Raw genomic sequence first — 13,781 nt, forward strand, 5'->3', positions numbered from 1 at the left:
CACCGCCTTGAGCAAACGCTTGAGGCGGGGGTGGTCGAACAGGTCGTCGAGCAACACAGGTACTCCGTTGCTGTCCGCGAGCGCGACCCGCCAGTTGGGGTACTCGGTGTGCGTACCGGGGTGATTTTGCGAGCGGGTCTCCCCCACCGCATCGGTCAACGCGACGGAGGTCAGCAACGCCGGGCTGTTCAGCGCCAGCCTGTGCACGCCAGCCACAAGGTCCTCTTCTTCCCAGTCCTCAATCATCCAGTCGCGCGAGCGCAAGAACTCCACCATGCGGTCGCGTTCGTGGTCGCTCTTGGCCTGCTCATCCTCCATCGAACCGCCGAGGAGGCCCAGTTGCGCACGGGTTTCGATGTGGCCGCCCGCGAGGTACGTCGCCGTCGGCGGGAGGTCGTGCACCGTGACGGAGACGAGCGCGTCGGAGCGGTACTGCTCTGGCGGCGTCGGCGATCCGTCGTGCTGCTTCTCAAACAGGGCCACCACGGTGCCCAGCAGTCCGCGCTCGTTGAGGTAGTCGGACACCCACGGCTCGAGGGTCCCGAGGTCCTCGCCAATGACGATCGCCCCGGCACGCTGCGCCTCAAGGGCCAAGATGCCAATGAGCGCCTCGTGATCGACGTTGACGTACGCGCCGTCTGAGGGTTCGTGCCCTGCGGGCACCCACCACTGGCGGAACAGTCCCAGAATGTGGTCGATGCGCAACGCGCCCGCGTGCCGGACGGCAGCCCTCACCACGTCGCGGAACGGCAGGTACGCCGCGGCCTCAAGCGCACGGGGCTGCCACGGCGGCTGCGACCAGTCCTGGCCGCGCTGGTTGTACATGTCCGGGGGTGCCCCCACTGATACGCCACGCGCCATGACGGGACCCATGGCCCAGGCATCGGCCCCAAACGGATGAACTCCGACGGCGAGGTCCGTCATGAGGCCAATCCGCATGCCAGCGTCCCGCATGCGCCGTTGCGCACGCTCCAACTGCTCATCCGCGACCCATTGCAGCCACGCGTGGAAGAGGATGCGCTCGGCGTGCTCGTCGCGCCAGGCGTCGACTGCGGCGCGCGCACCGACCGAGAGTTCCTCGGGCCAGGGCACCCCTCGGTGGGCCTCGGCGATCGAGCACCACGTGGCGTAGTCCTCGAGGGCGCGTCCTTCCCGCATGCAGAAGGCCTCAAACTGTGCCTCACGCCCGGCAGACCGGGGCGCGGCGAACACCTGCTCGAGCGCGGCTGACTTCGCGCGCACCACGGCGTCACGGTCAATGTGGTCGCCGGTGGCGTTGGCACGGCGCGGGCGCTCGGATTCCCACGCGAGCACCGCCCGCTGTTGCGACGGCAGGTACGCGACCTCAGGGATGTCCTCAATGCGGATGTACAGGGGAGAAAGGAAGCGCCGCGAGGTCGGCAGGTAGGGCGAGGGCTCGATGGGCGGCACGGGCTCGGTCGCGTGAAGCGGGTTGATCTGCAGAAAGTCCGCGCCGCCGTGCACCACGCTAAGCGCACCCAGGTCGCCTAGGTCGCCAAAGTCGCCCATGCCCCACGAGCGCTCCGAGCGCACCGAATACAACTGGGCGGCCAGACCCCACGGGCGGCTCTCCCGGACGGAGGCGGGCACCTCGACACGAGCCGGGGTCACGACCACGTAGCCGCGCCCACGGCGACCGTTCGTAGTGGCCTCGATCCTGTGCCATCCCAACGGCACGTCGCCAGGCAGGTCAAAGGTGGCGCGTCCGATCGCGCGCGGCCCATCGCCACGTGGCGGCACGTAGATGTCGATCTGCTCCAGTTGCCGCACGCTGCCATCTTCGAGAGAGAGCGTCGCGGTCGCGGGGTCGCCGTGGGTCACATGCACGGGGATGTGGGTTCCCGATCCCTGCCGCACCACGGTGACGGGGGGCACCAACCTGCTCCACCGGTGGTCATCGATTGCCGCGAGCGCACGTTCGCATCCGGCGTCATCGGCGGCATCCATCCCCATGGCGCGCAGCACCGCGCGCACTGCCGAGGCGGAGGATTCGCGCCGCTGCCCGTCCCACCCGGTATACGACAGCGACACGCCGCATTCGCTGGCGAGACGAGCGAGCGCATCGCTGATTTCTTGCGTGGGGGTGTCCGTCATGGTCCTATCCTGCCAGGGCACACGTGCCCGTGACCATGGCCCATGTCCCACCTCCCGACGTCACTTGTATTTCCGTTCCGCCCGCAAGTGGCTAACCTGGACAACGTGTTTGACTTCAGCGCGTCCTCCGACCCTTCGACCTCGAGCACCTCGCCCAGCACCTCGCCGTCACCCTTGACCGTGCCAGACACGGACGACATTGGCCGCTGGTTGGCGGGCGTGGAGGAGCGCGCGCCCAGCCTGATCGCGGTGGTCGTGATCGCCTTCGTCATCTGGATCGTGTTCCACTGGGCTATCAAGCTGTTCACCCGCTCGATCGAGCGCGGCGCCCCCATGTCGGATCCCAAGACGGTCGCGGCGCTCAAGAAGGCGAAGATCCGCCTTCCCCAACAAGACGACATCGATGCGCGGCTTGAAGCGGAACGCCGCCGCCAACGCGCACACACTCTCCAACGCGTGCTGAACTCCGCCCTCACGCTGGTGATCATCATCATTGTGCTCATTACGGTGCTGGGCGTGCTGGGCGTTCCGGTGGGGCCGATGCTCGCATCCGCGGGAATCTTGGGTGTGGCCCTGGGCTTTGGCGCCCAGTCGCTCGTCAAGGACCTCCTCGCCGGCGTGTTCATGCTGATCGAGGACCAGTACGGAGTGGGCGACGTGGTTGACCTCGGCGCGGCCGCTGGTTCGGTCGAGGAGGTGGGCCTGCGCTCGACCCGTTTGCGCGCGCTCGACGGCACCGTCTGGTACGTCCCCAACGGAGAGATCACCCGCGTGGGCAACATGACGCGCCTGTGGAGCCGCGTCATGGTCGAGGTCCGCTTCGCGTACGACACCGACATTGAGGCCGCTCGCGAGGCCATGATCGACGCGGTCAAGGCCGCCGCGCAGGAGTCCGACGAGGTACGGTCGGCGCTCTTGGGCGAGCCGGAGGTCGCCGGAATCGAGTCCCTCGAGTACAACGCCATCATGCTGCGCCTCATGTGCCAGGTGAACCCCGCCATGCAGTGGGACGTCCAGCGCGAGGTCCGCCGCGAGATGCGGCGCATCTTTGGCGAACGCAACATCCGTCTGGCCGTTCCTGGCGACGCGATGGTCATCGACGAAAAGCCCGCCAAACGTGCGCCGCGCATTCGCGACAAGCGCAAGCACGACGAGCAGCCCTCCGATGACGACGGTCGACCGCTGCCCCCGCCCTCGCAGGACCTCGATGGTGACGGCGAGACCGACTGACGTGACCCAACCCGGCATGAATGTGGGCTCCGGCCCCACCCACGAGCCCGAGCAGAGCTTCTTTGAGGCCGTGGGCGGGCACGAGACCTTTGCGCGCATCGTCCACCGCTTTTACCAGGGCGTGGCGGAGGACCCCATCTTGGGGCCGATGTACCCCAGCCACGACATGGAGGGCGCCGAGTGGCGCCTCGCTGCCTTCCTTGAGCAATACTGGGGCGGCCCCACGACTTACTCGGATCAGCGCGGGCACCCCCGCCTGCGCATGCGCCACCACGGGTTCCACGTCAACCCCGAGGCCCGCGACCATTGGATCGCGCTGATGCGCGACGCCGTGGCCGCAGAGAATCTGTCCCCCCTGCACGCGACCACGCTCATGGACTACCTCGAGCGCGCCGCTCATTCGATGATCAATACTTTTGACCCCACGCCTGAGTCGTGAGGGCCGTCCCAAGGAGACCTTGATGGAGCACGTGGAAGACACCTGGGCCGAGCAGGCCGTTGCGTCCGGCATGGACGTCCTGAATCTGCGCAGGCTGGGTGACACCTCGTTTGAAGGCGACTCACTGCCCATGCCAGGAGGCCGCGCGTACGGCGGTCAGGTGTTGGCGCAGTCGCTGCTGGCGGCCGGGCACACCGTCGATGACGACCGTGCCGTCCACTCGATGCACGGCTACTTTCTGCGCCCAGGAGATGCGTCGCGTCCCATCACCTTCGAGGTCGAGGAACTGCGCGACGGGCGTTCCTTCTCCGCGCGCCGCACGCACGCCTTCCAGGACGGCAAGCCCATCCTGTCCATGATCGCGTCTTTCCAGCTCGACCAGGAGGGTCCAGAGCACTCCGTGCCAATGCCCGAGGTCCCCGGACCAGACTCCGTGGTGTCCGCGCTGGAGATCTTGGCGCCCATGGCCGGCCACCCCACGGCCGACTACTGGCTGGAGCGCACGCCCTTTGACCTACGTCACGTCGAGGGCTCCCTGTTGCTGCAGCCTGACCCGCGCCCCAAGCAGTACCAAACCACCTGGATTCGATTGCGCAAGCCCATCGAGGACTCGAGTGGACTCATGCACCGTGCGCTGCTGGCGTTTGCGTGTGATCAGGTGATGCTGGAGCCCCTGCTGCGCCGTCACGGCGCCTCTTGGATCACGCCCGGAGTGAACTTCGCCAGCCTTGACCACGCCATGTGGTGGCACCGCCCCGCGCGGGCCGACGAATGGCTCCTCTATGTGCAAGACGCTCCCACGGCTCAGGGCGGGCGCGGCCTGGGCGGCACGTGGATCTTCTCTGAGGATGGACGCCTAGTCGCGTCGGCGTCCCAGGAAGGCATGTTCCGGATGGCACAGGAGTCGTAAAGGCTCGGTCACGGACGCCTTTACCGAACCGTGACCAAAGTCCCCCGATAGTAGTTTTACCAGGGCCGATGCCCGCTCGAGTTGAGCGGGCATCGGCCCGTTTTGGTGCATCTCACTTGAGGCGTCCACCATCTCGTTGATAGCGTCATCAAGCCGTTTCGGGGTTCGCGTCAGTCACGACCGAAACGTCAATGACCAGCCCAGGCCTTGTGGCAGCGCCGTTCCCCGGCAGCGCCCCTGGCGAGCGCGCCTCTTCCCCATGGTGGAGTCCGCGGGCCCGTGACTGCCGTACGACGGCTGCGTGTCCCCTCGCTTGATTGACGAGGCCGCAATTCAACGCCCGTCGACTGACACGGGCGGCTGAGGATAAACGAGTGAACGACATCGCTTTGAAGGCGGAAGGCCTCTACAAGGTCTTTGGCCGCAACGCGTCAGATGCCGTCAAGAAATTACGTGACGGCGTCTCGCGAGACCAGCTTGACGGTGCCACGGCAGCCGTAATCGACGCCTCTTTCGAGGTCAACAAGGGCGAGATCTTTGTGGTGATGGGCCTGTCAGGCTCCGGCAAGTCCACCCTGATCCGCGCATTGAACGGCCTCCAACCAGCGACCACCGGCTCGGTCACAGTCGGCGACCAGTCCATCACGGACGCGAGCCCTGCGCAGCTGCGCGAGATTCGCCGGCACAAGATCTCCATGGTGTTCCAGCACTTCGCCCTGCTGCCCCACCGCACCGTGATCGACAACGTGGCCTACGGCCTGGAGATCCAGGGCATCAGCAAGGACCAGCGCCTCCAGCGCGCCCTCAAGGTCACCAAGATCGTCGGGCTGTCCGGATGGGAAGAGAAGTACCCCTCGGAACTGTCCGGCGGAATGCAGCAGCGCGTGGGACTTGCCCGCGCCCTCGCCGCTGACACCGAGGTGCTGCTGATGGACGAGGCATTCTCTGCGCTCGACCCCCTGATCCGCCGCGAGATGCAGGACCAGCTCCTCGAGCTGCAGTCCGAGCTCGGCAAGACCATCATCTTCATCACGCACGACCTCAACGAGGCCATGTACATCGGCGACCGGATCGCGGTCATGCGCGACGGCCGCGTGGTGCAGATTGGCTCCCCCGAGGACGTGCTGACCAACCCCGCGAACGACTACGTCGAGCAGTTCGTGCAGGACGTCGACCGCGCCAAAGTGCTGACCGCAGAGTCGGTCATGCGCAAGCCGCGCGCCGTCATCCGCGAAGACGCAGGCCCGCGTGCCGCGCTTCAAGCCATGCGCGAGAACGAGATCTCCGCTTTGTATGTCACCAAGCGCGACCGCACCATCGTGGGGTGGGTCCGCGACCGCGACGCCATGGAACTGGTGCGCAAGGGTGAACGGGCACTCGCCCCCATCATTCAGACTGACCACGGCGCCGTGTCAAAGGACACTGCGCTCGCAGACCTCTTCATCCCGTCACTTGAAGCGGCCTTGGCCCTCGCCGTCACCGACGACAACGGTCGCCTGGTGGGCGTCGTACCGCGCGTGACACTGCTGGCGGCCCTGGGCGGCGAGCCCGAGGCGGCCACCTCCGCAGAGCCCGTCATCGAACCCCTCCCCACCGAGGTGGTCGACAAGGTGCTTGACGCATCGACGGAGAAGGGAGGCCTGTGATGGATTTCCGCATTCCTGTAGGCGACTGGATCGCCGGGTTCTTTGACTGGCTCGAGGCAACCTTCTCGTGGTTCTTTGAGATCCTCGGCGACCTCTTCACCTCGATGGTGGACGCGCTCGTGTGGGTGTTCAGCACCCCGCCGGTGTGGGTCGTGATCCTGGTGGTCGCGCTCGGCGCACTTTTGGCTCGCGGTTGGAAGTTCGCGATCGGCGCCGCCATTGGCTTGCTCTTCATCGTGAGCGTCAACCAGTGGGACAACGCAGTGGACTCGCTCGCACTCGTGCTGGTGTCCGCATTCCTGGCCGTCGCGCTCGCCGTGCCGCTCGGTATCTGGGCCGCACGCAATGACACCGTGTCGAAGATCGTGAAGCCCGTCATGGACTTCCTGCAGACACTGCCGGCCTTTGTCTACCTGATCCCCGCGATCGCGCTGTTCAGCGTGGGAGTGGCGCCAGGTGTGATCGCGACTCTTGTGTTCGCAATCGCCCCAGGTGTGCGCCTCACGGAATTGGGCATCCGCGGCGTCGACAAGGAAGTGGTCGAGGCCGGCGAGGCCTTCGGTGCCACCCCGCGTCGCATCCTGCGCCAGATCCAGCTGCCCCTGGCACTGCCGTCGATCATGGCTGGCATTAACCAGATCATCATGCTGAGCCTGTCGATGGTCGTCATCGCCGGCTTTGTGGGCGCAGGCGGCCTGGGCGGTGACGTCGTGCGCGCCATCTCCGCGCTCGACGCGGAACTTGGCTGGGAGGCAGGACTGTCCGTCGTCGCCCTCGCGATCCTGCTGGACCGCTTCACCGCGGCCTTTGGCAAGAACGCTGGCCTGTACGCGTACTGGTCCAAGCAGCGCAAGCTCAAGCGTGAGGCCGATGAGCAGGCACGCCTCGACGCTCTCGAGCACGAGACCGCTGAGACTCACAGCTCCGCGTCCTAACCCCACCACCGCATCGGCCCTCGCGGCCGCTGCCACTACCGCAAGACTTCGCAACCCACGTGGTTGCGGGCGCCCCGCCCGAACCGGACGGCGGGACGCTTCCACGGCACCCGGAAATCCCTGTGCCGAGAAAGGAAGAAACATGTTCAAGCGCACTGGAACCGCATTTGCGATGACCGCCGCGGCGGGCCTCGTGCTCGCCGGTTGCGCGTCCTCCGACGAGGACTCGACTGAAGAGACCACCGCTGGCGCCACCACCGGCACCGAGACTGAGGCCGCCGCTGGCGGCGAGCTCACCCTCGCCGTGTTCAACGGCTGGGACGAGTCTCTCGCCAGCTCGCTCGTGTGGCAGCACGCACTCGAGAACCAGGGTTACGACGTGACTCTCGAATACGCTGACCCCGCCGTGGTCTTCAAGGGTGTGGCCGACGGCGCCTACGACGTCGTGACCGACGTGTGGCTGCCGCTGACCCACGCCTCGTACATCGAGGAGTACGGCGACGACATGGAGGAGCTCGGCGCTTGGTTCGACTCCGCCGCACTCACCATCGCGGTGAACGCCGATGCCCCGGTGAACTCGATCGAGGAGCTCCCCGACTACGTTGACGACATGGGTGGCCGCATTGTGGGCATCGAGCCCGGCGCTGGCCTGACCGCCGCCACCGAGTCGGCCATCGAGGCATACGGCCTGTCCGACTACGAGTTCATCACGTCCTCGACCCCCGCCATGCTGTCGGAGCTCGACTCCGCTGCATCCAACGGCGAGAACATCATCGTGACCCTGTGGGAGCCCCACTGGGCCTACGGTGCCTACGACATCAAGAACCTCGAAGACCCCGAGGGCGTCATGGGCGAGGCCGAGGAGATCGTGACCTATGGCCGCACCGGCCTGACCGAGGAGTTCCCCGAGGTCGCCGAGTGGTTCGGTAACTTCACGATGGACTCCGAGCTCCTGTACGACCTCGAAAACCAGCTGGTTGACGCGGACCAGGGCGACTACGAGCAGATCGTGGCCGACTGGGCAGCCGAGAACCAGGAGTGGGTGGACTCGCTCACCGCGTAAGTCTCACCCCAGCAGTACTGACAGCGCCGGCTGGCCCACAAGGGCCGGCCGGCGCTGTTCCCTTTCCCCTGGCCGTACATACTCGGCGGGGATCCGGGGGCTCAGAGCTTTTCGCCGTCACTTCTCGGTGGTGGCGAGCCGGCACAGGCCCTCCTCACCGCTTGCGGAACTCGACGGGCGCGTCGACAAAACCCGCCCACGCCTCGCGTTCGCGCTCGGTGAGCCGACGCGGCCGCTGCGACGCGGCATCCACCAGTACCAACGTCGTGGCCGCCTTCGCGTACACCACCTGATCACCGGCATCCCGCGGGGACCGTACCTCGTAGCAAATCTCGATGCTCGCTCCCCCAAGCCTCCCAATCCACAGCTGCACATCGAGCGGCTTGCGCACATACGGCGCCGGCGCGAGGTACTCGATCTGTTGGCCAGCGATGAGCGTGATCGTCTCCGCGCCCGGCCCGCCAGCGATCACCGCGGTGGCGTGACCATCGTGCGAACCCTCGCCCCCAGCCTCATCGGCCCAGAAGGCACGGATCCGAGCTTCCTCGAGGAGACGCAGCATCTCGGCGTTGTTGACGTGGCCGTAGGCATCGATGTCGGACCAGCGGAGCGTGACGGGAACGTGGATTCGGCTCATAGGGCCACCGTACCGCCGTCAATCTTCGGCCAGGAGGGCCGATGCTGGCGTAGCCCGCCGTGTATGTTCGGCCAGGCGAGAAGGGGGCTGGGCGGTGGCCGCGCGGTTAGGGGCCCGGTGGACGCGTAGTGGTCTAGACCGGTACGCTGAGGGTGTTCATCTCACCGTCTGGAGGTCGCCATGGAGCGCACTGTCACTGTCGCCATCGAGGAGGGCCTGCACGCCCGCCCCGCCGCTTTGTTTGTCGCCGCCGCCCAGGAGGCGCCGGCCGACGTCACCATTTCCACGGGCGGCGAGCCGGTGCCCGCCGACTCGATCCTGTCGATCATGACGCTCGGCGCGAAGGCAGGCGACACGGTCACGCTCGCCACTGAAGGCGACAGCGACGATGACGCAGCGGCGCTCGACTCGCTGGAGGCCTTCCTTCAGCAGAAGGTCGTCAGCTAGCCCCTCGACGCGCAACGGCGGTGGCCCCGGAGAGAGTCGGGTCCACCGCCGTTGGCGTATCAGCGGGGCGTCTAAAGGCCCCACTCCTCCAGCGCGGGGATGCGCTCACGCACCCGCGCACGGGCCTCGTGGGCCGAAGGCGCCTCCCGCGCCACCTCTGCCAACGCGCGGCACTCGTCCCACGTCAGGGTCGCCAGCACGGCGCCGACGGCGGGAAGCGAGCGTGCGGTCATGGACAGCGACGCCACCCCCAGACCCACCAGCACGGGCGCCAGCGCCGGGTCGGCGGCCGCCTCGCCACACACGCCGACCGGCCGGTCGTGGCCTGCCGCGCCCTCGCAAGCGACGGCGATGAGGTCCAGCACGGCGGGCTGCCACGGGGTGGACAGCTCGGCGAGCGAGGCCAGTTCGCGGTCCGCTGCGAGTGCGTACTGGGTCAGGTCGTTCGTGCCCACGGAGGCGAACGTCGCCACCTTGAGGAGATCGCGTGCACGCAGCGCCGCCGCCGGAATCTCGATCATGATGCCGGCCTGCTCAATGCCGAGGCTCGCACACGTGTCGACAAAGGACTGTGCCTCCGCGACCGTTGCCACCATGGGGGCCATCACGTGGACGTCCGCGCTGGTGGCGGCGGCCGCCTGCGCGATGGCGTTGAGCTGATCCTCAAGGACCTCGGGCCGCTCCCACGAGGTCCGCAGGCCGCGAACGCCCAGCGCCGGGTTCGGCTCATCATCGGCGGTCACGAACGGCAACGGCTTGTCCGCGCCGGCATCGAGCGTGCGGATGACGACCTTTTTGCCAGGGAATGCTTCGAGCACCGTCGTGTACTGAGAGACCTGCTCCTCGATCGAGGGGGCCGTGTCGCGACCCAGGAAGCAGAACTCCGTCCGGAACAGGCCAACACCCTCCGCGCCCGCCTCCGCGGCGGGCGCAGCGCCGGCGGGGTCGCCGATGTTGGCCAGGAGCGCGACGCGGTGGCTGTCCTTGGTCGCGCCAGGCCCGGTCAGTTCCGAGGGCGCCTCGATCGCGGCGGCAAAGCGCTCCACGAGCGCGTCATCCGGGGCAACATGGATCTCCCCCGCTCCGCCGTCGACCGCAAGCAGGTCTCCATCAGCGATGTCGTCCGCACCGCTTACGGCGACCACACACGGGATGCCAAGCGAGCGAGCCAAGATCGACGTGTGCGAGGTGGGTCCGCCGCCACTGGTGACGATCGCGAGCACCGCGTCGGCGTCAAGCGTCGCGGTATCCGCCGGCGCGAGGTCGTGCGCGACCAAGATATAGGGCTCATCGCGCACTGGCACGCCTGGCCCGGCAACGCCAGTCAGGCGAGCCACGATGCGAGCGCGCACGTCGCGGACGTCGGTCGCGCGCTCTGCCAAGTTACCGCCAAGCGCCAAAAGCTGCTCAGCCAAGGCATCGGCCGCCTGCCAAACGGCCCACTCGGGGCTGTCACCGTCGTCGCGCACGCGCTTTTCGGCAGCGCGGATCAGCGACGGATCCGTGGCCATCGTGGAGGTCACGGTGAGAATCTCGGATGCGGTACCGGACGCGGAAGCCGCCGCAGCCAGCAGGTCTTCCCTGACCTGATGGCTTGCGGCGGTGATCGCCTCCACGGCCGCCTCCCGCTCGGACTCAGGCAATGCCTCAGACGGAGCGGGCTCGGCGACCGCGGGGGCCATCCTCGCGGCCGGTGCCGCGCGGCGACCAGGACTCACGCCCACGCCGCGCAGCACCGTCGTCACGTGCGGTCACCTCCCGACGAACTCGCCGAACTGTCGAGCCTATTGAGCTTGGCCGCGTCGGCATCGGCCTCCAGCTCGGACGGCGACTCGTCGACCTTGGTCAACGTGTCGTCAGTCGTAGCCTCTGCACCGGTGTCATCGTCCTCGCGACCCGGGGTCTTGAGGTTCCACTTGGTGATGACCCAACGGAAGAGGAAGTAGTAGATGACCGCATAGCCCAGGCCGATCGGAATGAGCAGCAGCGGCATCTCCGCGATCCGGAAGTTCAGCAAGTAGTCGATCGCGCCTGCAGAGAATCCGAAGCCGTCGCGGATGCCAATCGCATTGACGAGCGCGAGCGACGTACCAGTCAGAACCGCGTGGATCACGTACAGCGGGTAGGCGACGTAGACGAAGGCGAACTCGAGGGGCTCGGTCACACCGGTCACGAAGGCCACCAATGCGGCGGAGCCCATGATGCCTGCGGTGAGCTTGCGCTTGTGAGGCTTGGCGGTGTGGACGATCGCGAGCGCGGCCGCCGGCAGGGCGAACATCATGATGGGGAAGAATCCGGTCATGAACAGGCCGGCCGTGGGGTCGCCGTGCAGGAAGCGCGCGATGTCGCCCTGCCACACCGCGCCGCTGGCGTCGGTGTACTCGCCGAACTGGAACCACGGGAACGCGTTCAGCAGGTGGTGGAGACCGAAAGGCAGCAGCAGGCGGTTCAGGGTGCCGTAGACAAAGCCACCGATGATTGGCAGACCGGTCACCCAGGTCCCGACGGCCGTGAACCCGGCATCAAACCAGGGATAGATCAGTGCGCCAATGACGGCGATGATGATCGACATACCCGCCGTGACGATGGGCACAAAGCGGCGACCACCGAAGAACGCCAGGTACGGCGGCAACTTGATGCGCGAGTACTTCTGGAACAGCAGTGCGGCGGTCATACCAATCACGATGCCGCCCAGCACGCCGTAGTTGATGAGCTCGCCTTCGTCGAGCATGCGCGGCGACAGCGCGTCGGAGACGCCCTTGAACACCAGATAGCCGACGACCGCGGCGAGGCCGGTGGAGCCATCCGCCTTGCGTGCGTAGCCCACCGCGACACCGACCGCGAACAACAGGGGCAGGTTTGCAAACAGTGCGTTACCGGCGGCGCCCACGACGTCAGCGACCGGCTGCATCCACGGCCAAAAGCTCGCGACGCCGTCGGCACCGAGCATGTCCGCCTGCCCCAGACGCAGCAGGAGTGCCGCGGCCGGGAGGGATGCGATGGGAAGCATGAGCGAGCGGCCCATGCGCTGTAGTTGCGCGAGGCCAGGAATGCCTCGTCGCGGAGTTTCGACTGCGGTAGCCATGAAACACTCCTCGTTGCGTATTTCACCTGTGATGGTTGCGTGCCCTGGGGAGGGACCCGCGTGCCCTCGCCGACATCGGAAGAGGGCCTCTGGTCTGGACCAGTTGCCAACAGAGTGGTCTATACCTCATGATGTTGTCAAGCGTTGGCTCGCCAGCGCCATCCACTAATCTGGACTGGACCACACCGAACCGCAAGGGGGCACCGATGCCTAGTGACGAAGACGCGCAGCAGGCTTCGCACAAATACTTGAAGGTCCGCGACTATCTTGTCCAGCTCACCACGGACGAGCTGGGGGTCGGCGACCCGATCCCATCCGAACGTGCCCTCACACAACGCTTTGGCGTCTCGCGCATGACGATCCGCCACGCCATCGACTCGCTCGTGTCCGAGGGCCTGCTTGAGAAGATTCAGGGCCGCGGGACGTTCGTGAGCGCACCCCGCATGGACTTCGAGGTGCGACTGTCCACCTTTGGCGAGCAGATGCACCGCCTGGGCCTGACCGCCTCGACGACGGTCCTGGAGTCGGGGGCCGTTGCCGCTCCCGCCGAGGTGGCCTCCGTGCTAGGCATCTCTCCCGGCTCACAGGTGCATCACCTGCGCCGCCAGCGCCACGCCGACGGCAAGCCGATGGCCGTCGAGGAAGCCTGGATCCCGGTCAAGCTCGCACCGGCCCTGTTCGACGATGGCCCGCCCGCGAGCCTTTACGAGGCCCTGCGCCTTCACGGCCACGACCCGCGGTGGGGTGAGGAGACGCTCGCCGCGGACTCACCCACCGATGAGGAGCGCCACCTGCTGGACATGGGCGGCCGCGGCGCGGTGCTGCGCGCCACCCGTCGCACCCACGCGGACTCCGGCGCAGTCATGTTTTCCCGCGCATGCTTCCGGGGGGACCGCTACCAGGTGTGGGTGCCGCTGGCACCGCCCCAGACTCCCGTCACGCCCTCGGGCGCGACCGCCACGACAACGACGTCCAAGGAGGACTCATGACAGCAGCTGAACCGCGCGCCGCCTTGTACCTGCAGGCGCTGGGCGGTGCCGACAACATCGAGGACATCGAGCCCTGCACTACCCGCCTACGCTCGCTGGTACACGACCCCTCCCGCGTGGATTCCGCGGCGCTACGAGAGTTGGGTGCCTTTGGGGTCATGATCAACGGCCGCGTGGTGCAGGTCGTGGTCGGCCCCGACGTCGACGTGGTCGCTTCCGAGATCGACGACCTCCTATAAACCGCGCGCTCCGCGCACCTTGCAAGCCCCTGAAGAAAAGGACACA

Annotated in this window: 13 protein-coding genes; 9 read left to right on the forward strand and 4 right to left on the reverse strand. The window is 67.1% G+C overall.

Features of this window, described 5'->3' with window-relative positions; translation table 11 throughout:
* Positions 1-2,115: 4-alpha-glucanotransferase (malQ, locus tag AOP75_RS01580; protein WP_062076623.1), on the reverse strand; the 2,115-nt coding region annotated here is incomplete at its 3' end.
* 105 nt (positions 2,116-2,220) lie between these two features.
* Between malQ and AOP75_RS01585 the strand changes: the two genes are divergently transcribed.
* The 6 genes from AOP75_RS01585 (at position 2,221) to AOP75_RS01610 (ending at position 8,338) form a co-directional block, all read left to right on the forward strand.
* A complete protein-coding gene (locus AOP75_RS01585) occupies positions 2,221-3,345 on the forward strand; it encodes a mechanosensitive ion channel family protein (RefSeq protein WP_161794520.1) in 1,125 nt (374 codons plus the stop codon).
* Between the two features lie 16 nt (positions 3,346-3,361).
* Positions 3,362-3,784: a globin gene (locus AOP75_RS01590; RefSeq protein ID WP_062078291.1), complete on the forward strand. Its 423-nt coding sequence runs from the start codon at positions 3,362-3,364 to the stop codon at positions 3,782-3,784.
* Positions 3,785-3,806: 22 nt separating this feature from the next.
* The gene (locus AOP75_RS01595; RefSeq protein ID WP_062076625.1) at positions 3,807-4,694 is read left to right on the forward strand and encodes an acyl-CoA thioesterase; all 888 of its coding nucleotides are present in this window, start codon (positions 3,807-3,809) and stop codon (positions 4,692-4,694) included.
* Positions 4,695-5,068: 374 nt separating this feature from the next.
* On the forward strand, positions 5,069-6,340 hold the full coding sequence (locus tag AOP75_RS01600) for a quaternary amine ABC transporter ATP-binding protein (RefSeq protein ID WP_062076626.1): 1,272 nt from the start codon (positions 5,069-5,071) through the stop codon (positions 6,338-6,340).
* Positions 6,337-7,275 (forward strand): ABC transporter permease, encoded by a 939-nt coding sequence (locus AOP75_RS01605; protein WP_083966616.1) that lies wholly within the window; start codon positions 6,337-6,339, stop codon positions 7,273-7,275. Before AOP75_RS01600 ends, AOP75_RS01605 begins: the two co-directional genes overlap by 4 nt.
* Positions 7,276-7,417: 142 nt before the next feature.
* A complete protein-coding gene (locus AOP75_RS01610; protein ID WP_062076628.1) occupies positions 7,418-8,338 on the forward strand; it encodes a glycine betaine ABC transporter substrate-binding protein in 921 nt (306 codons plus the stop codon).
* 154 nt (positions 8,339-8,492) lie between these two features.
* On the opposite strand, the gene AOP75_RS01615 is transcribed toward AOP75_RS01610, so the two are convergent.
* Positions 8,493-8,975, reverse strand: a complete 483-nt coding sequence (locus AOP75_RS01615) for an acyl-CoA thioesterase (RefSeq protein WP_062076629.1) — start codon at positions 8,973-8,975, stop codon at positions 8,493-8,495.
* A 180-nt stretch (positions 8,976-9,155) separates the two neighbouring features.
* Here AOP75_RS01615 and AOP75_RS01620 point away from each other — a divergent pair, with 180 nt between their 5' ends.
* Positions 9,156-9,422 carry an HPr family phosphocarrier protein gene (locus tag AOP75_RS01620; RefSeq protein WP_062076630.1) on the forward strand — a complete coding sequence of 89 codons (267 nt, stop codon included), beginning with the start codon at positions 9,156-9,158 and terminating at the stop codon, positions 9,420-9,422.
* A gap of 71 nt (positions 9,423-9,493) precedes the next feature.
* On the opposite strand, the gene ptsP is transcribed toward AOP75_RS01620, so the two are convergent.
* Complete coding sequence (gene ptsP / locus AOP75_RS01625) at positions 9,494-11,167, reverse strand: phosphoenolpyruvate--protein phosphotransferase (protein WP_083966617.1); 1,674 nt, start codon at positions 11,165-11,167, stop codon at positions 9,494-9,496.
* Complete coding sequence (locus AOP75_RS01630) at positions 11,164-12,507, reverse strand: PTS transporter subunit EIIC (RefSeq protein ID WP_062076631.1); 1,344 nt, start codon at positions 12,505-12,507, stop codon at positions 11,164-11,166. Before AOP75_RS01630 ends, ptsP begins: the two co-directional genes overlap by 4 nt.
* A 206-nt stretch (positions 12,508-12,713) precedes the next feature.
* On the opposite strand from AOP75_RS01630, the gene AOP75_RS01635 reads away from it, so the two are divergent.
* On the forward strand, positions 12,714-13,496 hold the full coding sequence (locus AOP75_RS01635) for a GntR family transcriptional regulator (RefSeq protein ID WP_062076632.1): 783 nt from the start codon (positions 12,714-12,716) through the stop codon (positions 13,494-13,496).
* The gene (locus tag AOP75_RS01640; RefSeq protein WP_062076633.1) at positions 13,493-13,735 is read left to right on the forward strand and encodes a PTS sugar transporter subunit IIB; all 243 of its coding nucleotides are present in this window, start codon (positions 13,493-13,495) and stop codon (positions 13,733-13,735) included. Before AOP75_RS01635 ends, AOP75_RS01640 begins: the two co-directional genes overlap by 4 nt.
* Positions 13,736-13,781 lie beyond the last annotated feature (46 nt).

Origin of the sequence: Demequina globuliformis, from assembly GCF_000975155.1 — a bacterium.
Classification (GTDB): Bacteria; Actinomycetota; Actinomycetes; order Actinomycetales; family Demequinaceae; genus Demequina; species Demequina globuliformis.

Bases quoted from the DNA above. Each gene is read 5' to 3' on its own strand.
- AOP75_RS01635 (WP_062076632.1), top strand. From the start codon at position 12,714: ATGCCTAGTGACGAAGACGCGCAGCAGGCTTCGCACAAATACTTGAAG.
- AOP75_RS01610 (WP_062076628.1), top strand. From the start codon at position 7,418: ATGTTCAAGCGCACTGGAACCGCATTTGCGATGACCGCCGCGGCGGGC.
- AOP75_RS01590 (WP_062078291.1), top strand. From the start codon at position 3,362: ATGAATGTGGGCTCCGGCCCCACCCACGAGCCCGAGCAGAGCTTCTTT.
- AOP75_RS01595 (WP_062076625.1), top strand. From the start codon at position 3,807: ATGGAGCACGTGGAAGACACCTGGGCCGAGCAGGCCGTTGCGTCCGGC.
- AOP75_RS01615 (WP_062076629.1), bottom strand. From the start codon at position 8,975: ATGAGCCGAATCCACGTTCCCGTCACGCTCCGCTGGTCCGACATCGAT.
- AOP75_RS01640 (WP_062076633.1), top strand. From the start codon at position 13,493: ATGACAGCAGCTGAACCGCGCGCCGCCTTGTACCTGCAGGCGCTGGGC.
- AOP75_RS01630 (WP_062076631.1), bottom strand. From the start codon at position 12,507: ATGGCTACCGCAGTCGAAACTCCGCGACGAGGCATTCCTGGCCTCGCG.
- AOP75_RS01620 (WP_062076630.1), top strand. From the start codon at position 9,156: ATGGAGCGCACTGTCACTGTCGCCATCGAGGAGGGCCTGCACGCCCGC.